Origin of the sequence: Pseudomonas tumuqii, from assembly GCF_013184545.1 — a bacterium.
In the GTDB taxonomy this organism is placed as follows: Bacteria; Pseudomonadota; Gammaproteobacteria; order Pseudomonadales; family Pseudomonadaceae; genus Aquipseudomonas; species Aquipseudomonas tumuqii.
In genome coordinates this window covers 232,511-253,624 of the sequence record NZ_JAAOJA010000001.1, presented here as the reverse complement: position 1 = coordinate 253,624, position 21,114 = coordinate 232,511, and the positions used below count along the sequence as shown (strand labels likewise).

Annotated in this window: 18 protein-coding genes; 8 read left to right on the top strand and 10 right to left on the bottom strand. The window is 64.1% G+C overall.

Going from position 1 to position 21,114, the window contains the following annotated elements; translation table 11 throughout:
• Positions 1 to 3: 3 nt before the first annotated feature.
• Together tsaE and G9C89_RS01110 are read right to left on the bottom strand one after the other, a co-directional pair.
• A complete protein-coding gene (gene tsaE / locus G9C89_RS01115) occupies positions 4 to 471 on the bottom strand; it encodes a tRNA (adenosine(37)-N6)-threonylcarbamoyltransferase complex ATPase subunit type 1 TsaE (RefSeq protein WP_172143518.1) in 468 nt (155 codons plus the stop codon).
• The gene (locus G9C89_RS01110; protein ID WP_172143517.1) at positions 459 to 1,958 is read right to left on the bottom strand and encodes an NAD(P)H-hydrate dehydratase; all 1,500 of its coding nucleotides are present in this window, start codon (positions 1,956 to 1,958) and stop codon (positions 459 to 461) included. Before G9C89_RS01110 ends, tsaE begins: the two co-directional genes overlap by 13 nt.
• Positions 1,959 to 2,017: 59 nt before the next feature.
• Between G9C89_RS01110 and queG the strand changes: the two genes are divergently transcribed.
• The gene (gene queG / locus G9C89_RS01105) at positions 2,018 to 3,091 is read left to right on the top strand and encodes a tRNA epoxyqueuosine(34) reductase QueG (RefSeq protein ID WP_172143516.1); all 1,074 of its coding nucleotides are present in this window, start codon (positions 2,018 to 2,020) and stop codon (positions 3,089 to 3,091) included.
• A 58-nt stretch (positions 3,092 to 3,149) separates the two neighbouring features.
• Here the strand turns inward: queG and orn are convergent, their stop codons facing one another.
• Together orn and G9C89_RS01095 are read right to left on the bottom strand one after the other, a co-directional pair.
• On the bottom strand, positions 3,150 to 3,692 hold the full coding sequence (orn, locus tag G9C89_RS01100; protein ID WP_172143515.1) for an oligoribonuclease: 543 nt from the start codon (positions 3,690 to 3,692) through the stop codon (positions 3,150 to 3,152).
• Between the two features lie 80 nt (positions 3,693 to 3,772).
• Positions 3,773 to 4,579 (bottom strand): class I SAM-dependent methyltransferase, encoded by an 807-nt coding sequence (locus G9C89_RS01095; RefSeq protein ID WP_172143514.1) that lies wholly within the window; start codon positions 4,577 to 4,579, stop codon positions 3,773 to 3,775.
• Between the two features lie 136 nt (positions 4,580 to 4,715).
• Between G9C89_RS01095 and rsgA the strand changes: the two genes are divergently transcribed.
• Positions 4,716 to 5,747 carry a small ribosomal subunit biogenesis GTPase RsgA gene (rsgA, locus tag G9C89_RS01090; protein ID WP_172143513.1) on the top strand — a complete coding sequence of 344 codons (1,032 nt, stop codon included), beginning with the start codon at positions 4,716 to 4,718 and terminating at the stop codon, positions 5,745 to 5,747.
• 48 nt (positions 5,748 to 5,795) lie between these two features.
• On the opposite strand, the gene motB is transcribed toward rsgA, so the two are convergent.
• Both motB and motA read right to left on the bottom strand, forming a co-directional pair.
• The gene (gene motB, locus G9C89_RS01085) at positions 5,796 to 6,809 is read right to left on the bottom strand and encodes a flagellar motor protein MotB (protein ID WP_172143512.1); all 1,014 of its coding nucleotides are present in this window, start codon (positions 6,807 to 6,809) and stop codon (positions 5,796 to 5,798) included.
• A gap of 6 nt (positions 6,810 to 6,815) precedes the next feature.
• On the bottom strand, positions 6,816 to 7,667 hold the full coding sequence (motA, locus tag G9C89_RS01080) for a flagellar motor stator protein MotA (protein ID WP_172143511.1): 852 nt from the start codon (positions 7,665 to 7,667) through the stop codon (positions 6,816 to 6,818).
• Positions 7,668 to 7,786: 119 nt separating this feature from the next.
• Here motA and G9C89_RS01075 point away from each other — a divergent pair, with 119 nt between their 5' ends.
• The 5 genes from G9C89_RS01075 (at position 7,787) to G9C89_RS01060 (ending at position 15,384) form a co-directional block, all read left to right on the top strand.
• Entirely contained in the window at positions 7,787 to 9,322 is a 1,536-nt protein-coding gene (locus G9C89_RS01075) for an HDOD domain-containing protein (RefSeq protein WP_172143510.1), read from the top strand.
• 165 nt (positions 9,323 to 9,487) lie between these two features.
• On the top strand, positions 9,488 to 10,303 hold the full coding sequence (locus tag G9C89_RS25015) for a rhodanese-like domain-containing protein (RefSeq protein ID WP_218575905.1): 816 nt from the start codon (positions 9,488 to 9,490) through the stop codon (positions 10,301 to 10,303).
• Between the two features lie 51 nt (positions 10,304 to 10,354).
• Positions 10,355 to 11,218, top strand: coding sequence for an archaetidylserine decarboxylase (asd, locus tag G9C89_RS25010; RefSeq protein WP_218575904.1), 864 nt, complete (start codon positions 10,355 to 10,357; stop codon positions 11,216 to 11,218).
• 227 nt (positions 11,219 to 11,445) lie between these two features.
• On the top strand, positions 11,446 to 13,251 hold the full coding sequence (locus G9C89_RS01065) for a molecular chaperone (protein ID WP_172143509.1): 1,806 nt from the start codon (positions 11,446 to 11,448) through the stop codon (positions 13,249 to 13,251).
• A 63-nt stretch (positions 13,252 to 13,314) separates the two neighbouring features.
• Complete coding sequence (locus tag G9C89_RS01060; RefSeq protein WP_172143508.1) at positions 13,315 to 15,384, top strand: EAL domain-containing response regulator; 2,070 nt, start codon at positions 13,315 to 13,317, stop codon at positions 15,382 to 15,384.
• 284 nt (positions 15,385 to 15,668) lie between these two features.
• On the opposite strand, the gene serB is transcribed toward G9C89_RS01060, so the two are convergent.
• Positions 15,669 to 16,883, bottom strand: a complete 1,215-nt coding sequence (serB, locus tag G9C89_RS01055; protein WP_172143507.1) for a phosphoserine phosphatase SerB — start codon at positions 16,881 to 16,883, stop codon at positions 15,669 to 15,671.
• 175 nt (positions 16,884 to 17,058) lie between these two features.
• On the opposite strand from serB, the gene G9C89_RS01050 reads away from it, so the two are divergent.
• Positions 17,059 to 18,579: an AhpA/YtjB family protein gene (locus G9C89_RS01050; protein ID WP_172143506.1), complete on the top strand. Its 1,521-nt coding sequence runs from the start codon at positions 17,059 to 17,061 to the stop codon at positions 18,577 to 18,579.
• 104 nt (positions 18,580 to 18,683) lie between these two features.
• Here the strand turns inward: G9C89_RS01050 and G9C89_RS01045 are convergent, their stop codons facing one another.
• From G9C89_RS01045 to G9C89_RS01035, 3 genes are read right to left on the bottom strand one after another with little or no spacing between them, the layout of a single operon-like run.
• Positions 18,684 to 19,385, bottom strand: a complete 702-nt coding sequence (locus G9C89_RS01045) for a PqiC family protein (RefSeq protein WP_172143505.1) — start codon at positions 19,383 to 19,385, stop codon at positions 18,684 to 18,686.
• 7 nt (positions 19,386 to 19,392) lie between these two features.
• Entirely contained in the window at positions 19,393 to 20,346 is a 954-nt protein-coding gene (locus G9C89_RS01040) for an MlaD family protein (protein WP_172143504.1), read from the bottom strand.
• On the bottom strand, positions 20,343 to 21,113 hold the full coding sequence (locus G9C89_RS01035; RefSeq protein WP_172143503.1) for an ABC transporter ATP-binding protein: 771 nt from the start codon (positions 21,111 to 21,113) through the stop codon (positions 20,343 to 20,345). Before G9C89_RS01035 ends, G9C89_RS01040 begins: the two co-directional genes overlap by 4 nt.
• Position 21,114 lies beyond the last annotated feature (1 nt).

The window sequence follows — 21,114 nt, the reverse complement described above, 5'->3', positions numbered from 1 at the left end:
TGATCATGCCCCGGAGGCCAAAGCGGCACACCAGGTTTCGCCACGCTCACCTTGCGCCTGCACATGCAGGGAGCGGCCGGACGCTTGCGCGCTAATGGTAATGTCCATGTCGGCCTTTGGCAAAACGCCTGCGCCGCGCTCAGGCCACTCGACCAGGCACAAGGCATCGCCCTCGAAGTAGTCGCGTATCCCCAGGTACTCCAGTTCCTCCGGGTCGACCAGCCGATAGAGGTCGAAATGAAACACGCGAACCGCGTCGATCTCGTATGGCTCGACCAGGGTAAAGGTCGGACTCTTGACTGCCCCGGCATGACCCAGGCCGCGAATGATCCCGCGTGACAGGGTGGTTTTCCCCGCCCCCAGATCGCCATGCAGATAGATCACCCCACGCCCGCCACTGACCTCGGCGATACGCGCGCCCAGGGTCAGCATCGCCGCTTCATCGGCGGCATAAAGCTCTAACTCGGACAAACAGACTGCTCCTGCAACAATTGACGAATGGCGGCGCACAGGTCACTCGCCGCCAACCCACAGCCCTGCCCGGCCAGACGCTCGCCAGCGCTCGCATGCAGCCAGACCGCCAGACTGGCCGCCGCCATCGCCGGCAAGCCCTGGGCCAGCAACGCACCAATCAGGCCGGCCAGCACATCGCCCAAACCGGCGCCGGCCATTACCGGGTGACCGCGATCGCAGAGCAGCAGCTGCCCGGCAGAATCGGCCAGCAGAGTGCCCGCCCCCTTGAGCACGCACACCGCCTGGTAGCGCTGGGCCAGGGCTCGCGCCGCCGCCGAACGATCGGCCTGCACCTCGGCGGCACTGATACCCAGCAAGCGCGCGGCTTCGCCCGGATGCGGGGTGATCACGCCACCAGCCGCCATCTTGACCGCCCCCGCGGCCAGCAGGTTCAAGGCGTCGGCGTCCCACACCTGCGGCGCGTCAGTGATCGCCGCCAGCGACAGCAGACTGCGCCCCCAGGCTCCCTGCCCCAGGCCCGGCCCGACCACCCAGACGCTGGCCGCGGCGCCCAAGGCCCGTAATTGATTGGCAGAGGCCACGGCGGCGCTCATCACCTCGGGCACGCGCGCCTGCGCCGCCGCCAGGTGCTCGCCGCGGGTCGCCAGGGAAACCATCCCGGCGCCGCTGCGCAAAGCGCTTTGCGCCGCCAACAGGGCGGCGCCGGCGAAACCGCGATCGCCACCGACCACCAGCACATGGCCCAACTGCCCCTTGTGCACGGTGCGCGGCCGCGCCGCCAGGCGCGGCACATTGGTTCCGGCCAGACGCTGCGCCACGCAAGCCTGCGCAGCGAGCAGCGCCGGATCGGCCCGCAGGTCATCGAAGACCAGCTCGCCCACCCAATCCGCCGCCACCCCGGTGAACAGCCCCAGCTTCAGGCCGATCAGGGTCACCGTCAGCTGCGCACGCACGGCCACCCCCAGTACCTGACCGCTGTCGGCGCACAAACCCGAGGGAATATCCACCGCCAGTACCGGCAGAGCGCTGGCGTTGAGCAGGCGAATCGCCTGGGCATAGGGTTCGCGCACCGCGCCACTGAGGCCGGTGCCGAGCAGCGCATCGACCACCACGCCCCTCAGCTCGGCGCATTCGCTCCAGGGCTGGACAGTCACGCCTGCGGCCTGCGCCTCATCGCGCGCCTGCGCCGCATCGCCTTGCAGCTGCAGCGGATCGCCCACGGCCAGCAGCTGCACCTGCCAGCCGGCACGTAGCGCCAGGGCCGCCACCAGGTAGCCGTCGCCGGCATTGTTGCCGCGCCCGGCCAGCACCGTCAGCGTCCCGACATCCGACCAACGGCGCCGCAGCGCGCGCCAGATAGCATGGGCGGCGCGGCTCATCAGCTCGAAGCCCGGGGTACCGGCGGCGATCAGGCGCGCATCCAGCTCGCGCACCTGGGCGGCGCTATATAAGGCGAGGGGAAGATTGTCTGGCGATTGCGGCATGCGTCGGCTCCGATGTCTGGCAGAATTATACCCACCTCCGCTCCGGTTACCCGCCCCATATGACAACTGTCGCTCTCGACCTCACCGCCCTCGCCCAGTCGATCAAGGATTGGGGCCGCGAGCTGGGCTTCCAACAGGTCGGCATTGCCGGGCTGGAGCTGAGCGAGCACGAGGCGCACCTGCAACGCTGGCTGGACGCCGGCTACCAGGGCGAGATGGACTACATGGCCGCCCATGGCAGCAAACGTTCGCATCCCGACGAGCTGGTGCCCGGCACCTTGCGGGTGGTCTCGTTGCGCATGGATTACCTGCCCGGTGACACGCAAATGGCCCAGCGCCTGGGTGAACCGGAGAAAGCCTATGTCTCGCGCTACGCCCTGGGCCGCGATTACCACAAGCTGATCCGCAAGCGCCTGCAGCAACTGGCCGAGCGCATCCAGCAACAGATCGGCCCGTTCGGCTACCGCGCCTTCGTCGACAGCGCGCCGGTACTGGAAAAGGCCATCGCCGAACAGGCCGGCCTCGGCTGGATCGGCAAGAACACCCTGGTGCTCAACCGCAGCGCCGGCAGCTACTTCTTCCTTGGCGAGCTGTTCGTCGACCTGCCGCTGCCGGTCGATGCGCCGCATGCCACAGAACACTGCGGGCGCTGCAGCGCGTGCCTGGACATCTGCCCGACCGGGGCTTTTGTCGGCCCTTACGTGCTGGATGCCCGGCGCTGCATTTCCTACCTGACCATCGAACTGAAAGGTTCGATCCCCGAGGAGCTGCGCGCACCGATCGGCAACCGCGTGTTCGGCTGCGACGACTGTCAGTTGGTCTGCCCGTGGAACCGTTTCGCCCGCCCCACCGAGCAGGGCGATTTCCAGCCGCGCCATCAACTGGACAACGCCGAGTTGGCCGCACTGTTTCGCTGGAGCGAAGAGGAGTTCTTGAGTCGCACCGAAGGATCGCCGTTGCGCCGCGCCGGCTACGAGCGCTGGCTGCGCAACCTGGCCGTCGGCCTGGGCAATGCACCCTCGAGCATCCCGGTGCTCGAGGCGCTGCAAGCGCGCCGCGACCACCCCTCGGCACTGGTGCGCGAGCATGTCGAGTGGGCACTGGCGCAGCACCGCAGGAGCAGGCCGGAATAGCCCAGTAGCCCGGATTACATCCGGGCTACGCCCATGGCACTCGCTCTGTGGCCGACGCTCAGACCTTGATGAAGTGCTCGCGGTAGTACTGGAGTTCGGCGATCGACTCGCGAATATCGTCCAGCGCCTGGTGACTGGCTTTTTTCTGGAACCCCTCCTTGAGTTTCGGTGCCCAGCGCTCGGCGAGGATCTTCAGGGTCGAGACATCCAGATAGCGGTAGTGGAAATAGGCTTCCAGATCCGGCATGTAGCGATAGAGAAAGCGCCGATCCTGACCGATGCTGTTACCGCAGATCGGCGACTGGCCCTTGGGCACCCACTGCTCGAGAAAAGCGATGGTCTGCGCCTCGGCCTCGGCCGGGCTGATCCTGCTCTCACGCACGCGTTTGACCAGGCCGCTTTCGCCATGGGTACGGGTGTTCCATTCATCCATGCCGGCAAGCGCCTCGTCACTCTGATGCACCGCAATCACCGGGCCTTCGGCCAGGATATTGAGGTCGCTATCGGTAATGATCGTGGCCATTTCGATGATCACGTCCTTTTCTGGATCGAGTCCGGTCATTTCCAGGTCGATCCAGATCAGATTCTGCGGGTTCTGCATGCTCTACTCCTCGGCTGATACCGGCAGTTTAGCGAATAAACCCGCGCGCGAACCGGCGGACTTGTCCTCACCACGCACGGTCAGGCCCGTCCGACGCCCGGCATCCGCCATAACAGCAGACGCGAGCGGCGCCAGTCATGCAGTTCGACCTGCTGCTCGGCCGGTACCCCCGGCACCTCGAAGCTGTTGCTGACCAGCCAGGCACCGCCGGCCATTTGCGCCACGGCCTTGGCCCAGAGCGCCGCCATCGGCGCAGGCGAGAGAAAGCAATAGACCACGTCGAACTGCGCCAGATCGGTGCGCCAGAGAGTCTCGTAGCGAATCCGGCAGTTGTCCTGCGGCAAGGCACGCAGCCAGGCGATGACGAACGGCAAGGGCGCGGTCTCCACCCCGACGAACTGCGCCTGGGGAAACCGCCGCGCCAGCCAGAGCAGGGTTCCCGCCGGGCCACAGCCGAGATCGACGAAACGAAAATCGGCGGGTTGCCGAACGAGCCACTCGGCCAGCTGCTGGCGACTGCGCGCGCCAGTCAGATACAACGGCACCCGCTCGCCGACACTGTTCCAGTTACCCAGCAACAGCAGCAGGAAGCCGACTAAAAATACCCAGGACGGCAGCGCCGCACCACTGAACAGCAGCAGCGCCGGAACGAACCCCAGGTTCAACCACCACCACCAAGACGCCAAGCCAAACCGGCGGCCGAGACCCGCCGCCAGCAAGCCCAGGGTCAAACCGGCGGCCAAACCGCTGGGGCGCCAGTTCGAGAACTGCCCCGCCACAACGATCACCCCGCCCACCAGCAGCGCCGCGCATAGCTGCGCCAGCAACGCCAGCAGGGCCGGATAGCGGCCGGCCACCCGACCAATCATCCGTAAACACGCAACCATTTATCGCCTCGATCTGCCTGTCGCCACTGCGCCGCAGTCTAACCCTCGACATCCTGCAACGCAGCAGCGCGAGTCCGCATGTGCCGCGTGCTAGACTCGCTGGCGGATTTCACCGCAAGTCAACCTCGGAACCTTCATGGCCAAACGCCAACTCAACCGCCGGCAAAGCTGGCGCATCGACAAAATTCAGGGCGAACGAGCCGCCCGTGCGGCCAAGCGCGAGTCGCAGGCCGTGCAAACCCTCGAGGGCGGCGACCTCGGCCCGGAACAGCTCGGCCTGGTCATCGCCCACTTTGGCGTACAGGTCGAAGTCGAAGCCGAGGACGGCGAACTGGCCGGCCAGGTGTTTCGCTGTCACCTGCGCGCCAACCTGCCGGCCATGGTTACCGGCGATCGCGTAGTCTGGCGGGCCGGCAACCAGGGCATCGGCGTCATCGTCGCGCAACTGCCGCGCAAAACCGAACTGTGCCGCCCGGATACCCGCGGCCAGCTGAAGCCGGTGGCGGCCAACGTCGATCTGATCGTGATCGTCTTCGCCCCGCTACCCGAGCCCCACGCCAACCTGATCGACCGCTATCTGGTAGCCGCCGAACACGCCGGCATTCGCCCCTTGCTGCTGCTGAACAAGGCCGACCTGATCGACGAGCAGAACGCCGTGGCGCTGAACGTCCTGCTCGGCGTCTATCGCCAGCTCGGCTATCCCGTGCAGGAAGTCTCGGCCCATCAGGGCGACGGCATGGAGCAACTCAAGCGGCAGCTCGACGGTCACGTCAGCGTCTTCGTCGGCCAGTCCGGGGTTGGCAAGTCATCGCTGGTCAACAGCCTGCTGCCAGGCGTGGACACCCGGGTCGGACCGCTGTCGGAACTGACCGGCAAGGGCACCCACACCACCACCACTGCACGCCTGTTCCACTTCCCCGGTGGCGGTGAGCTGATCGACTCGCCCGGTATTCGCGAGTTCGGCCTGGTGCATGTCAGCCGCGCGGATGTCGAGGCGGGCTTCATCGAGTTCAACGACCTGATCGGCCAGTGCCGCTTTCGCGACTGCAAGCATGACCGCGAACCTGGCTGCGCCCTGCTCAAGGCCCTGGAAGAGGGTCGCATCCAGCCACAACGGATGGCCAGCTACCGGCACATCCTGGCCAGCCTGCCCGAAGCGGAGTACTGAAACGACCAGGCCGCGATCACTCGCGGCCCGGGGCGTACGACCCGCGACTCACTCGCTCGGCTGATCGAGCTGCAACACCCCATCCTCGAAAATATTCAGGCGCTCGCGCAACTCAGCCGGATCCGCGGCGGGCGGCTGCGACACATCGGGCACGACAGAAGAGCTGTCAGGTGCCTCGGATTCCGCGCCGGCAGCGCCATCCTGCTCGCCTTCGATGGCGCGCTGAGCCTTTTTCGTCAACACGACGATATCGATACGCCGATTGACCGGATTCAACGGGTCGTCGCGATCGAACAACGCCGACGACGCATAGCCAACCACCCGGGCCACCTGCGCCTCGGCGTAACCACCGGCGATCAGGGCGCGCCGGGCCGCATTGGCCCGATTCGCCGAGAGTTCCCAATTGCCGAACTCGCCGGCACCGGCAAACGGCTTGGCGTCGGTGTGGCCGCTGATACTGATTTTGTTCGGCACTGCCTTGATGGTGTCGGCCAGGGCCAGCAGGATGTCCTCGAAATGCGGCTGCAAGCGCGCACTGCCACTATCGAACATCGGCCGGTTCTCGGCGTCCATGATCTGGATACGCAAGCCATCCTGGGTGATCTCGAACAGGATCTGATCCTTGAAGCGCTGCAACTGCGGATTCTCCTCGACCTTGTTCTGCAGCTCCTGCAGCAACAGTTCGAGGCGTTCGCGCTCCACTTCCTCGGCCTTGCCTTCGGCCTGCGCGGGGTCAGGCTGCGCCGGCTCGATCTCGACTTTCTCGCCTTCGGTCTGATCATCGACCTGCTGATTGAGCGTGCGATCCGGCGCCGGCGTGGGCGAGCCGCCGAGATCGATGACGAAGGGACTGGCGCTCTCGGAAAAGCCGATCGGATCCTTGAAATAACCGGAGATCAACTTCTTCTGTTCAGGGGTAGCCACGGACATCAGCCACATCACCAGGAAGAACGCCATCATCGCCGTGGCGAAGTCGGCAAAGGCGATTTTCCAGGCCCCGCCATGGTGGCCAGCGGCAACCTTCTTGACCCGCTTGACGATGATCGGCTGATTGTTGTCCATTTTCCGTTAGTTTCCGCGCATCGCCTGCTCGAGCTCGGAAAAGCTCGGGCGATGGGCCGGATAGAGCACCTTGCGCGAGAACTCGACGGCCAGCGAGGGCGGCATGCCGGATGCCGAAGCGACCAGGCCGGCCTTGATCGCTTCGAATACGTTGATCTCTTCCTTGGCGTCATGCTCCAGCGCCGCGGCCAGCGGACCGAAAAAACCATAGGAGGCGAGAATGCCGAGGAAGGTACCGACCAGCGCCGAACCGACCTTGTAGCCGATCATGGCATTGTCGGCTTCGGCAAGGACCGACATGGTGATCACGATCCCCAGCACCGCGGCGACGATACCCATGGCCGGCATGCCATCGGCGACCTTGGCCACGGCATGAGAGGGATGCTCGAGCTCTTCCTTGAGGCTGGCGATCTCCATGTCGAACAAGCCTTCCAGCTCATGCGGCGCCATATTGCCGGAGGACATGATGCGCAGGTAATCGCAGATATAGGCCGTTATCCGCTCGTCTTTGAGGATGCTCGGATACTTGCTGAAAATCGGGCTGGCCGAAGGTTCCTCGATGTCGGCCTCGATGGCCATCATGCCTTCGCGGCGGCTCTTGTTGAGGATTTCGTAGACCAGCTTGAGCACGTCAAGGTAGTAGGCGTGGCTGAAACGCGAGCTGAACATGCTCAAGGACTTCTTGAACACGCGCATGAACATGCTGCCCGGGTTGGCCTGCAGAAAAGCCCCCAGCGCGGCGCCGCCAATGATCAAGACTTCAAATGGATGCACCAGCGCCATGAACTGGCCGCCGGACAGCATGAATCCGCCGAGCACGCTAGCAATTACAACGATGATGCCAATGATTTTTGCCATAGAGAGGAAACTTGCGCGAGCCTGGAGTGAGGGTTATGCAAAACAACCCTTCTATTTATCGGAACTTATGCGCGAGACTATAGCCAGTTAAGTCTAAAAGCCAGCATGGCTAAGCACAGATGCCCACCGCCAAACCCTTACCGCGCACCCTCGAAGACTGGCTCGAACGGCTGGACAAGCAATTGTTGCCGGTGCCGGTCGAAAACCACCTGACTGTCTGTCGCGCCCTGTCCGACAGCCGCCGATCGCTGCGTGAAATAGCCGAGTTGATGCAGGCAAGCCCGGCCCTGGCCCTCTGCGTGTTACGGGAGGCCAATCGACAGGCAGGCAGTTTCAGCGCCTGCGCCGAAAGCCTGGAAAGCGCGCTCAGTCGACTGGGATTGCAGCGCACCCTGGAGCTGGTGCAACGCCAACCCGCTCGCCCCCTCGAGGAAATCCCCCTGGCGCTGCGGCAGATCCAGCTGATCAGCCAACATGCCACCCAGCAAGCCAGCGGCCTGTTCGGCGGGCGTCTGGCGCGGCTCTGGCAGGAGATCCACTGGGGCAGCCTGTTGTTTCTCGCGCCGATCTGGTCGTTGCTGGTGGCCCATCCCGAGCTGTTCGAGCAATGGGAGCAACGCGTGCTGGCCCACGCCGAGCCGGCCGCCACCGTCGAGCAGGATCTGCTCGGCGTGCCTCTGCTGACCCTGTGCCTGGCTTTGGCCGAGCGCTGGCGCCTGCCCGACTGGGTGATCCAAGGCTACCGCCTGCTGGTTGCCGATCGCCGCCAGCTGGTCAAGGCGCTGCACATCGCGCGCGACAATCAACACCCGCTGCACCAGCAGCAAATGCTCGATGCCGATATTCCTCTGCGGCGCTGGCTGACCCAGCCAGCCAACAGCATCCTGCTGGCCAACGGCCTGGCGCTGTCCGCCCACCATGCCTGGAATAGCCCTCACAGCCTGCGCTGGCAGCATCTGACCGGGCTCTACCTGCAACTGCCGTTGAGCGATGTGCAGCAACAGATTCACCAGCACGCCGCGCAGAGTGCGCGCCAGCAAGCCACGGCAGAACTCTGGCATCCCGCCCAGGCGTTGCTCTGGCCCTGGGACGCTCGGCGCCTGCACAGCAAGCCCCCCGCCTCACCAGCGACGGCAACGAGGACAACGACGGCAGACCAGGGATGGCGGCAACATTGCGCGCAATTGCTTGCGCAGCCGAGTGCGTTCCACAGCCTCGACCAGCTCACCACCAGCACCACTCAAGCCCTGCAGGCCTGCGGCCTGTCGCGGGTACTACTGCTCCTCGCCGACCGCAGCCATAGCCGCCTGCAAGCACAGCAACAGACCGGCCTGGACAAGTCGGCAAACACCCTGGTCATTGACCCACAGCAGAGCCAGGTGCTGCGGCGCCTGCTCAAGGCACCGGCACAGCTGCGTCTGACGCCGGCCAATATCGCGCAATTCTCGGCCCTGCTGCCAGGCTCGCTGAAAGCGCTATTTCCCAGCGAGCACCTGCTGATCCGCTCACTGACCAGCAACGAGCGCGTGGTAATGGTCATCGTCGCCGACCAGGCCGGCGCCGTACTCAGCGATGCCAGCGTGCAAGCCTTCGGTAAAACCGCGCAATGTATTCAACGGGCCCTGGACAGTTTTGCCAGACGTGAGAGGTTGTGAAAAAACTCCCGCCTACTGCGACCGTCTCCTGGCGCCCGCTGCTTGCATTGCGCTACGCGAGCACCGGGAGACGCTCTCGCGACGGTGCTCGATATTTTCACACCCTCTGAGCGTTAGGCTTTCCGTTACAATCCGCCCCTTTCTCCATTAATGAAGAGGCCCAGCATGACTGCCTTCGCTGCGTTGCCATTGGTTATCGAACCGGCCGAACTGGCCGAGCGCCTGGCGGCTCCCGAACTGATTCTGGTCGACCTGACCAGCGCTGCGCGCTATGCCGCCGGCCACATTCCCGGCGCACGCTTCGTCGATCCCAAACGCACCCAACTGGGCCAGCCTCCGGCGCCCGGCCTGCTGCCGGAACTCGCCCAACTCGAACAGCTATTCGCCGAGCTGGGCCATAACCCGAGCGCCGTCTATGTAGTCTACGACGATGAAGGTGGTGGCTGGGCCGGGCGCTTCATCTGGCTGCTGGATGTGCTCGGCCACCGCCATTACCACTACCTCGACGGCGGCCTGCAGGCCTGGTTGGCCGAGGATCGCCCTCTCAGCACCGAGCAGCCCGCCGCCTGCGCCGGCCCGCTCACGCTGACACTCGACGACGGCCCGACCGCCAGCCGCGAATACCTGCAAAGCCGCCTGGGCGCCGCCGACCTGGCGATCTGGGATGCCCGCTCGCCCGCCGAATACCGTGGCGAAAAGGCCTTTGCCGCCAAAGCCGGGCACATTCCTGGCGCAGTCAACTTCGAGTGGACTGCCGGCATGGATCCCGCCCGCGCCTTGCGCATTCGCCGGGACATGCCTGCGCTGCTCGCCAGCCTCGGCATCAGCCCGGACAAGGAAATCATCACCCACTGCCAGACGCACCACCGCTCCGGCTTCACCTACCTGGTGGCCAAGGCACTCGGCTATCCGCGGGTCAAGGCCTACGCCGGCTCCTGGGGCGAGTGGGGCAACCATCCCGACACCCCAGTCGAACGCTGAGCCAGCGAAGTAGCTGCCATCCGCATGCCATCGAATCTTCAAGGAACACCCATGAAACAACGCCTGTTCATCCTCAGCCAGTACCTGCTGCCGCACCACCTGCTGTCGCGCCTGATCGGCTGCGCCGCCGAGTGCCGCACCGCCTGGTTCAAGAACCGCCTGATCACCTGGTTCGCCAAGCGCTACCAGGTCGACATGAGCGAGGCGCAGATAGAAGACCCGAGCGCCTTCGAGCACTTCAACGCGTTCTTCACCCGCGCCCTGAAAGAGGGTGCGCGCCCACTCGACAGCACCCCTGGCGCGATCCTCAGCCCGGCCGACGGCGCCGTCAGCCAACTGGGCAAGATCGAGCACGGCCGGATATTCCAGGCCAAGGGCCAGAGCTTCAGCGCGCTCGAACTGCTCGGTGGCGACAGTGAACGTGCCAGCCCGTTCATGGGCGGAGAATTCGCGACCATTTATCTGTCGCCCAAGGACTACCACCGTGTGCACATGCCGCTGGCCGGCACCCTGCGGGAAATGGTCTACGTGCCGGGGCGGCTGTTCTCGGTCAACCAGACCACCGCGGAAAACGTCCCTGAGCTGTTCGCCCGCAACGAGCGGGTCGTCTGCCTGTTCGACACCGAGCGTGGGCCGATGGCCGTGGTACTGGTCGGCGCGATGATCGTCGCGTCGATCGAAACCGTCTGGGCCGGTCTGGTCACGCCACCCAAGCGCCAGCTGAAAAGCGTCCGCTATGACGAGGCAGCGCGCGCGCCCATCACCCTGGACCAGGGTGCGGAACTGGGCCGCTTCAAACTGGGTTCGACGGCTATCGTATTGTTCGGCCCGGACCAGGTGAGCTGGGCGCAAAACCTGGGCGCCAACAGCAGCGTGCAGATGGGGCAAAGCATCGGCACTAGCCAGATCGGCTAATCCGCACAATACCCGGACGCGGACAAGGTGCTGCCGATCGAGCCACTTGCACGGCTGCACACCCGACAAATACCACTGCCCGCCAGACAGAGCGGGCAGCGGCGCACCACTCAAGCACGCCTGCCGATGCAAGGCTGCGGCCTCGGCCAGATACTGCTAAAGTTTGCCACATTGATCATCAAGAGAATGACTCGGCCGAGCTCCGGGCGCTGGAGTATCCAAGCTAGATGGATAAACAGAATTCCCACCTACTGCTCCGCGTTCCCACGCCGCAGAAGCCAAGCCTGTCTTTCTGCGATGCCAGCCCGCGCGACCTCAAGCGCTGGATCGCCAACCTGCCAAAAGCCAATATCGGAGAAACCGCCCGCCAGCTTTACCAGGCCCTGATCGAGCTCAACCAGTTGCGCACCGCGTCGGATAACCGCCTGCAGCTGCTGGAGTTGTTGCGCCCGGAGGTGTATTTCGTCTGTAAACACCTGGAACGGCATTTCCTCAATCAGGCGATTGTCCTCGATGAACGCCCACGCAAGGTGGCCAATCTCTGTCAGGCCCTGCAAAACCATCTGGCCGTCGGTTACAAGCTGATCATTGCCAGCCTGGCCCCGCAAAATAATAGCGAGCGCAACCCACTGCTGAGCGTCGCCCTGCAGCGTGCCACCCACAGCCTGTGCGGCCCACTGATTCGCGCCAGCCAATTGTATTGCCCGGTGCCTGAAGGCCTCTGGCTGGAGCTGCACCAGATCTACCAGATCGCCCGCGAGCGGCGCCTGCACAAGCTTGCGATCCGCGATCCGCTGGCCCGCCACACTAAAGCCATGAGCACCGAGCAGAGCTATGTGGTCGCCTTGCTGCTCGGCTGCGCCCGCTGCAACCAGATGCGCCAGAACGGTATCGCGCGCCTCGCCGAAGTCCTCGAACCCTGGAGCGCGCTGGTCAGCCTGCAAGCCGGCGATGCACCTTCGAGCCTGTTCGCGCTGGCCCCGCAAGTGGATGGTCCGCCGCGCTACACCTCGCTGTTTCAGGACAAAGAGCTGCCCAACGCGTTGGGCATCGACCCACACCGGCTGGTCGAGGCGATCCAGGAGTACCTGTTGCTGCCTGCCGAGGATGCCGGCCAGTCACGCCTGCTGGTACCCGAAGGGTTCAGCCTGGACATGCTGCAACACCTCAGCGCCGCCTGGGGTGACATCTCCGAGCGGACCTTCAATCGCACCCACGGCCAGGGCAACATGACCCTGTGCATTGGCATGAGCGCGCTGCACTTTTTCCTGGCAAATGAGCGCCCCTTCAACGAGATCCTGCAACAGCCGAGCGAAACCAAGGCGGCGGTATTCGACCCCGACGCCAGTGTCGAGGATGTCTGGTCGAAAGCCTTCGACACCCAGAAGAGTTCCAACTGGGACAGCAAGCTGCCCTTCGAAGAAATCCAGTACAGCAAAACCGCCAATCAAGACAGGCAGACAGAGTCCGCCGACGCCGAGAGCTACCCGACCTTCGCCCTGCCGATCGTCAACCACAGCCCGGGCGGCTACTGCCTGTCCTGGCCCAAAGAAGTGCCGAGCCAACTGCAAGCCGGCGAACTGCTCGGCGTACAGGATTCACCGGAACAGGGCTGGAGCGTCGCCGTGGTGCGCTGGATTCGCCAGGTACGCGGCGGCGGCACGCAGATGGGCATCGAACTGATCGCCCCGCATGCACAAGCTTGCGGCCTGCAACTGCTGCGCCGGGCCGAACAGAACAGCCAATACCTGCGCACGCTGCTGCTGCCGGAAATCAGCGCGATCTCCCGACCCGCCACCCTGATCACCCCACGCCTGCCCTTCCAGGAAGGCAACAAGGTGATGATCAACCTCAATGGGACAGAACGCCGCGCCGTGCTCAGCCAGCGAAAAACCAGCACCGGCAGCTTCAATCAGTTCGAATACCGCAATGTCGAACAGAAACCCGCCGACCCAGGGAAACCCGTCACAACCCAAGGCAGCCAAGGCGCCAGCGGGGAGGAAGACTTTGACTCACTATGGAAGTCGCTGTAGATTGCCGGCACATCAATTTTCGTCGCCTTTTCGCGCCCGTTTGCCGCAGATTTGACCCCTGATATGGCCATCGAAAAAAAAACCATTCGCCTGCTGATCCTCGAAGACTCGCAGAACGAGGCCGAGCGTCTCGTCAGCCTGTTCCGCAATTCCGGCCGCGCCACGCGCGTGCATCGCCTGACCTCCAGCGATGATCTGGCCGAAACCCTGCAGCAAAGCTGGGATCTGTTGATCTGTGCGCCCAGCAGCGAACACCTCGACCCGAGCGAGGCGATCAACGCCATTCGCCGCCAGGCAAAAGATATTCCCGTCATCCAGCTACTGGCCGACAACGACTCCGACAGCATCACCGAAGCCCTGACGCTGGGCGCTCAGGATGCGCTGCCGCAAGGCGAAGACGAGCGCCTGGTACTGGTGGCCAAACGCGAACTGGCCAACCTCGAAGAGCGCCGCGCCCGGCGTGCCGCCGAAGTGGCCCTGCGCGAGGCGGAAAAGCGCTGCCAGTTGCTGCTCGACAGCTCGGTCGATGCGATTACCTACGTGCATGACGGCATGCATATCTATGCCAACCGCGCCTACCTCGAACTCTTCGCCTACCAGGATGGCGATGAGCTGGAAGGCATGCCGATGATCGACCTGATCGCCAGTGCCGACCAGAGCAGCTTCAAGGACTTCCTGAAGAACTACCAGAGCGTCGAAGGCAATGCCGAACTGACCTGCACCGGCGTTCGGGCCAGCGGCCAGACCGTCCCGGTGCGCATGAATTTTTCGCCGGCCACCTACGATGGCGAGCCCTGCATTCAGGTGGTGATTCACGCAGAAAGTGGCAACGCCGAACTGGAAGAGAAGCTGCGCGAGATCAGCAGCCAGGATCTGGTCACCGGCCTGTACAACCGCAGCTATTTCCTCGGCCTGATGGATGCCGCCGCCGAGCGCGCGGTGAATGCCGGCCAGCCGGCCAGCCTGGCCTATATCCGCATCGACCGTTACGCCAGCCTGCTGGCAGAAGTCGGCCTGGCGGGAATCGACCTGCTGCTCACCGACCTGGCCAGCCTGCTGCGCGGTCACTTCAGCCACGAGGCGCAACTGGCGCGCTTTGGCGACGATGTATTCACCGTCCTGCAGCCCGGGAAGACCCCGGAGCAAACCGAAGCCGAGCTGGCGAGCCTGTTGAAAAAGGTCGAAAGCAACCTGTTCGACATCAACGGCCGCACGGCGCAGAGCACCCTGTCGATTGGCGTTGCCGGGCTTAACGAGAAAACCTCGAAAGCCCAGGAAGTGGTCGACCGCGCCCAGCGTTGCGCCGACGAACTGGACCGGGGCAATGCACTCAAGCTGTTCAACCCTGGCGATGAACTGGCCGCGGCGGCCAGCCGCGGCAACATAGTCGCCATGGTGCAGCAGGCATTGGAACACAACAGCTTCCGCCTGCTGTTCCAGCCGATCATCAGCCTGCGCGGCGACAGCCATGAATACTATGAAGTCTTGCTGCGCCTGCTCAGCCCGCAAGGCGAAGAGGTGCCGCCGGACGAATTCCTCAACGCCGCCAAAGAGGCCGGCCTGGGCGAGAAGATCGACCGCTGGGTGATCCTCAACTCGATCAAGCTGCTCGCCGACCACCGCAACAAGGGCCACAACACCCACCTGTTCGTCCATCTGTCGAGCGCCAGCCTGCAGGATCAGACCCTGCTGCCGTGGCTCAGCGTGGCCTTGAAGGCGGCACGCCTGCCCTCGGATGCGCTGGTCTTCCAGCTCAACGAACCTGATACCATCGCCTACCTCAAGCAGGCCAAGGCGCTGACCCTGGGCTTGAGCGAACTGCACTGCAAGGTGGCGCTCAGCCAGTTCGGTTGCGCGATCAACCCCTTCAACACCCTCAAGCACCTGCACATCGACTTCGTCAAGATCGACGGTTCCTTCTCCCAGGACCTGTCCACCCCAGAGAGCCAGGAAGCCCTGAAAACCCTGCTGGCCAGCCTGCACGCCCAGGCCAAGCTGACCATAGTGCCCTTTATCGAGAGCGCCAGCGTGCTGGCCACGCTCTGGCAGGCCGGGGTCAACTACATCCAGGGGCACTACCTGCAAGGCCCCAGCCAGTCGATGGACTACGACTTCTCCGCCGGCGACGAATAACCTGGGGCTGGGCTTACTCACGCCCGAGGCCCGTCAGGCTTTTTCGTCCAACGCTCCAGCCTCCAGCGCTTGTTTTGTCTTTCCGGCTTTTATTAGGGTTATGCCCCAGCGAGCTGTTGCAAATCGCCAAAGCGCGGCATCTGTAGGAGCCAGCTTGCTGGCGATCCGGACTAAAAACCGCACAGAAGCATCGCCGGAGTGCCGGACCACAGCAAGGACTAGGCGTCCCCCTGGCTCCTACATGGGCTTACTGCATGCAACACGTAACCGGGACATAGCTTTTATTATTCCAACCCATCGCGGTCGCGGAAGCCGAGCAGATAGAGGATGCCGTCCAGGCCCAGGGTCGATATGGCCTGTTTGGCCGACTGCTTGACCAGCGGCTTGGCCCGGAATGCCACGCCCAGGCCGGCGATGGCCAGCATCGGCAGGTCGTTGGCGCCATCGCCGACGGCGATGGTCTGCTCCAGGCGCAATCCCTGTTTTTCTGCCAGCTCGCGCAGCAGGTCGGCCTTGCGCTGGGCGTCGACGATCGGCTCCACCGCCACCCCGGTGAGCAGGCCACCGACGATCTGCAGTTCGTTGGCGAAGACGTAGTCGATGCCCAGCTTGGCCTGCAGTTGCTTGGCGAAATAGCTGAAACCGCCGGACAGGATCGCGGTCTTGTAGCCGAGGCGGCGCAACTCGCTGAACAGCGTCTCGGCCCCTTCGGTCAGACGCAAGGAGGCGCCGATATCGGCCAGCACGCTTTCCGGCAGACCCTTGAGCAGGGCCAGACGCTCCCTGAAGCTGGCGGCAAAATCCAGCTCGCCACGCATGGCGCGCTCGGTGATCGCCGACACCTGCTCGCCGACCCCGGCAGCCTTGGCCAGTTCATCGATCACCTCGGCCTCGATCAACGTCGAATCCATGTCGAATACCGCCAGGCGGCGATTACGGCGGAACAGCGAATCGCGCTGGAAGGCGATGTCGACGTTGAGTTCCTGGGCCACGCTGAGGAACTCGGCACGCAGCCCCGCCGGGTCGGCCGGCTCGCCACGCACGGAAAACTCGATGCAGCCCTTGCCCTGCTCGGCCGGCATATCCAGCGGCATGCGCCCGGAGAGACGGTCGATATGGTCGATGTTCAGGTCGTACTTGGCGGTAATGGCGCTGACCCGCTGCAATTGCTCGGCGGTCACCTTGCGGGTCAACAGGGTCACGATATGCCGCGGCTTGCCCTGGCCGCCGACCCACTGCTGGTAATCCGCCTCGGACACCGGCGTGAAGCGCACCTGCTGGTCGAGCTTGTAGGCGGCGAACAGCAGATCCTTGAGTACCGAGGAGCCCTGTTCGGTAGGCGGAATCTCAACCAGAATGCCGAAAGACAGGGTGTCGTGGATCACCGCCTGGCCGATATCGAGGATATTCACCCCGCCTTGGGCCAGCACACCGGTGATGGCAGCAGTCAGACCTGGACGGTCTTCGCCGGTAATATTGATCAGGACGATTTCGCGCAAGGCGCACCCTCCGGGGCTCGGTTAATGGTCAACAGCCTGCCACGGCAGGGCAAGCTTGCTGAAAAGCCGCACATTCTACCCATTTTCACTGCCATACGGACACGCACGGCGCTTTGCCCTATGCAGAGCGGTCGCTATACTGCGCGGCACCTACAGTCGATAAGAGCCGAGCTCTGTGAACCGGCCTGCCCCCGTCAAACCCGATAATTTCTTCCTGCTGCTGTTCCAGGCTCTACGCCAACGCCGCGTACCCCTGGCCTTGCGCATCGCCAGCCACAGCCTGCTCCTCGTGGCGCTGGCGCTGGTGATCTATGCCTGGGTGATCGGTATGCAGTTCAAGCATGCCATGGAGCAACAGGCTGAAGCCCTGGGCACCAGCCTGATCACCCAGACGGCCTCCTCGGCCACCGAGTTGCTGGTGTCCAATGACATCCTCAGCCTCAGTGTGCTGCTGAATAACCTGGTGAAAAACCCGCTGGTGGCGCATGCCGCGATCTACAGCGTGGATAACCGCGTGCTCGCCGAAGCGGGTTCGCGCCCAAGCAAAACCATGCTGGGCGAGACCGAGGGCCTGTACTCGACCCCGATTACCTTTCAGGAGGTAATTGCCGGGCAATTGCGCATCAGCCTGGATATGCGTCAATTCCAGCAACCGATGACCATCAGCTTGCAGAGCATGGGCATCCTCAGCCTGATCCTGCTGGCACTGGCCTTGTCCCTGAGCATGCGCCTGGGCCGACATATTTCCACCCCGCTGCTGCAGCTGCGCGTCTGGTTACGCGACCCGGATGACCCGGCGCCGGGTGCCGGCCGCCAGGACGAAATCGGCGATTTGGCGCGCCAACTGCAAATGCGCCTGGTCCCGGAAAAACCCGAGCCTGAAGCAGAGCCTGAAGACTTCCACGACGATGCCGATGAGCACGACTTCGGCGACGATGACGCCGCCGCCGATGAGTCGACCTTCGAGGTGCGCGATCTGCATGACGAGCGCTTTGACGACCTCAACCAGGCGGACGATGACAGCGCTCTCGGCCAGCCGCACGATGATGACCCCTTCGCCGACCTGCGTGACCACGGCGATGAATCGGCAGCGATTCCCACGCTGACGGTCAACGGCCCACAACAAAGCGCCGTGCTGGCCATTCAACTGGGTGCCCAGGAGCAGCTCCGCCGCTTGCCACGCGCGCGCCTGCTGGATCTGCTGCAGCGCTATCGCGATTGCCTGAACCAGGCCTCGGCGCTCTATCAGGGCGAATTGCACACCCTCAACGACGGCAGCAGCCTGATGCTGTTCCATCGCCAGGACTGTGGTGAGGATTACCTGACCCATGCCATCTGCTGCGGCGAACTGATGCGCGCCCTTGGCCATGCCTTGCAAATCGAGGTGGCCGACAGCGGCATCACCCTTCAGCTGCAACTGGGCCTGACCCAGGGTGAAGACCTGCTCGACTTGAGCCAGGGCGATCTGTTGCTCAGCGAGACCGCCCAGGATGCCCTGGCCCTGTCCCAGCACAGCCGTAACCTGCTGCTGCTCGAACGGCGCGTGGGCGATGATGCGCTGGTACGTCAGCGCGCGCGCATCCGCACCATCGCCAGCCCGGAAGGGGCCTGCTGCGTGGAGCGCCTGCTGGAACCCTATCCGTCACTGCTGGAGCGGCAACTGGCGCATATGCACGAGCACCCGCAGCAGGAATGAGGAATCCTGGCGCCCGCGGCCGACGCTGATATGTTCACAATCGCCGGGAGTCAGGGCTGTTGCCGGCCGGGGCTTGGCAGAAAAACCCGACCGGCGGCACAGGCCTAGAAGCGGAACACTTCCATTTGCTTGGCGGGTTCGACCAGCGGTGTTGGCGGCTTGCTCTCTGGACGCTTGACCGGCGCGGCGGCCGGCTTGTGCGCAGGGGCCGCCTGGGCGATCGGCATGGACTTGATTGCGCTCGCCAATTCGCTGGCGAGCTGCTGGAGCAGGTCGCTCTGCGCACGCACCTGATCGATCACCGCGCCCGTGTGCTCGGCCTGCAGGCGCACAACCCGACTGCTTCGCTGTACCCCGGCGGAATCGAGCAAGCGCCATTGCGCTTCGAGTACCGCAGGTTGCTGCACACCCGAGTCCAGCCGGCTGATACTCAGCACAACCTGTACCTGAGTGGCGAAACCGACGCGATCCGGATACAGCGCTACGCGGCTGGTATCGAGCTGTCCGGCCAGTTGGCGCAGCAGCAATTGGCCGACATCGTCCTGCAAGCTACCGGCCCAGCGGGTCTTCTGACTGAGCGAGAGGCTGTCATCGAGCTCGCGCTGTACCAGATTCTCACGCTGCAGATAATCCGCCAGCTTTACCGGACCGAGCAGTAACGCCGGCCCTTTATCGTTCTGCGGCAGCTTTGGGCTGCCCTGCTCGAGCTGATAGAACTGCGACGCTGGTTGCAGCGCAGCACAGCCCTGCAGGGTGAGCGCCGCGAGAAGCAATAACAACGGCGGCGAAAAGTGCAACGGTCTCATCAAAACATTACCTTGATTTGCCAAATATAAGCGATTGGGGCTGCTGATCGAGCCCTTCCATCGTGCGCTGCAGGGCTTTTCCAGCCTTGCTGAGCTCCTGCAGGGCACGCAATGCCTCGTACTGTACCTCGGATTCCGGGCCGAGGCTGCGACGACTGTCAGCCGTCAGCTGGTTGATCTGTTGCAAAGCCTGCGCGGTATTCTGCGCCGCGTGACGAATTTCGCCCACTGCGTCACGCAGGTCAACGCTGCTTTGCTGAACATTATCCATGATCGGCGGCAGTTGTTGTTCCAGGCGGCCACTCAGGCGATCGAGTTTAGCCAGCAACTGGCTCATGCTCACCAGCCCCTGCTGCAATTCCGGGGAGCTGCTCAGCTTCTCCAGGGATTGCAGCGTCCGCGTGGCCGAGGCGACCATCTCCTGCAACGGCAATTCGCGCAGGCTGCCGGCCAGTTCGCGCAGCACATCGGCAATCTCATCGATACGCGACGGCACGCTGGGAATGGTCGGCAGATCCAGCTCGTGCGGTGTGCGCACATAGCCGGCCTGATCCGGAAACATGTCCAGCGCGACTATCGCCTTGCCGGTCAGCAGGCTGGGGGTCTGCAACTGGGCCCGCAGCCCCCGCTCGACCAGTTGATCGATGAACTGATCGAAACCACGGGAGCTGGTCTCTTGCCGCTCTGGAGCATTGATGCGCAGCACCACCGGCATGACCACATCGCCGAGCTGACGGTCATAGGACAGGCGAATTTCGCGCACCGTACCGACCTTGACCCCGCGGTAGGTGACATCGGCGCCGACATCCAGGCCGTCCAGGGTTCCGGTGAAATACACCACGTACTCGCTGGGCTGACTGAACCAGCTGTCGCGCGACAGCAGCAGAAGCCCCGCGGCCAGCAAGGCCAGGCCGCCGAGCAGGAAGGCGCCAATCATAAAGGGTTTGCGCGCTTCGCTCATGACGCCTCCATTCTGTGAGCCGTTTCGCCCCGCCGCAGAAAACGCTGCACCTGCTCCGGCCCATCGGCCAGCAATTCCTGCAGGGTGCCCAGGGCAATCTGGGTATGGGTCTGATTGTCGAGAAACAGACAGGTATCGGCCACCGCCTGGATGCTCGGCAACTCGTGGGTCACCAGCACGATGCTCGCGCCCAGGCTGTCGCGCAACTGCAGGATCAATTCGTCGAGGGCCTGCGAACTGATCGGGTCGAGGCCGGCCGAGGGCTCATCGAGGAACAACACCTGCGGATCGAGCGCCAGCGCCCTGGCCAGCGCGGCGCGCTTGCGCATGCCACCGGACAGCTCGGACGGATACAGCTCGTCGCAACCGGCCAGCCCGACCAGTGCCAGCTTCAACGCCGCCAGCTCGATCCGCTCGGCCGGCTGCAGGTGCCGGCGGTAGGCGGCCAGCGGCAGGCAGATATTTTCCCGCAGGGTCATCGACCCCCACAAGGCGCCATTCTGGTAGAGCACGCCGAAGTGCTGCTGCAAGGCGGCGCGGCGGTCCTCGTCGCCCGCCCAGAAATCTTCGCCATTGAACAGCACCCGCCCGGCCAGCGGCGCCTGCAGACCGATCAGATGACGCAACAGGGTGCTTTTGCCGCAGCCGCTGCCACCCATGATGACGAACACCTCGCCACGGCGGACGGAGAAATTCAGGTCGTGCTGGATCACCAGACTGCCGTAGCCGGCACTGAGATCCTCGGCGACCAACAGCGCATCGCTCATC

Coding starts and splice junctions, on each gene's coding strand:
- orn (WP_172143515.1), bottom strand. CDS start 3,692: ATGCAGAACCCGCAGAATCTGATCTGGATCGACCTGGAAATGACCGGA.
- G9C89_RS01075 (WP_172143510.1), top strand. CDS start 7,787: ATGCCCACCGCCAAACCCTTACCGCGCACCCTCGAAGACTGGCTCGAA.
- G9C89_RS01035 (WP_172143503.1), bottom strand. CDS start 21,113: ATGAGCGATGCGCTGTTGGTCGCCGAGGATCTCAGTGCCGGCTACGGC.
- motB (WP_172143512.1), bottom strand. CDS start 6,809: ATGGACAACAATCAGCCGATCATCGTCAAGCGGGTCAAGAAGGTTGCC.
- G9C89_RS25015 (WP_218575905.1), top strand. CDS start 9,488: ATGACTGCCTTCGCTGCGTTGCCATTGGTTATCGAACCGGCCGAACTG.
- G9C89_RS01095 (WP_172143514.1), bottom strand. CDS start 4,579: ATGGTTGCGTGTTTACGGATGATTGGTCGGGTGGCCGGCCGCTATCCG.
- G9C89_RS01040 (WP_172143504.1), bottom strand. CDS start 20,346: ATGAGCGAAGCGCGCAAACCCTTTATGATTGGCGCCTTCCTGCTCGGC.
- G9C89_RS01110 (WP_172143517.1), bottom strand. CDS start 1,958: ATGCCGCAATCGCCAGACAATCTTCCCCTCGCCTTATATAGCGCCGCC.
- G9C89_RS01045 (WP_172143505.1), bottom strand. CDS start 19,385: ATGAGACCGTTGCACTTTTCGCCGCCGTTGTTATTGCTTCTCGCGGCG.
- G9C89_RS01060 (WP_172143508.1), top strand. CDS start 13,315: ATGGCCATCGAAAAAAAAACCATTCGCCTGCTGATCCTCGAAGACTCG.
- asd (WP_218575904.1), top strand. CDS start 10,355: ATGAAACAACGCCTGTTCATCCTCAGCCAGTACCTGCTGCCGCACCAC.
- G9C89_RS01065 (WP_172143509.1), top strand. CDS start 11,446: ATGGATAAACAGAATTCCCACCTACTGCTCCGCGTTCCCACGCCGCAG.
- motA (WP_172143511.1), bottom strand. CDS start 7,667: ATGGCAAAAATCATTGGCATCATCGTTGTAATTGCTAGCGTGCTCGGC.
- rsgA (WP_172143513.1), top strand. CDS start 4,716: ATGGCCAAACGCCAACTCAACCGCCGGCAAAGCTGGCGCATCGACAAA.
- queG (WP_172143516.1), top strand. CDS start 2,018: ATGACAACTGTCGCTCTCGACCTCACCGCCCTCGCCCAGTCGATCAAG.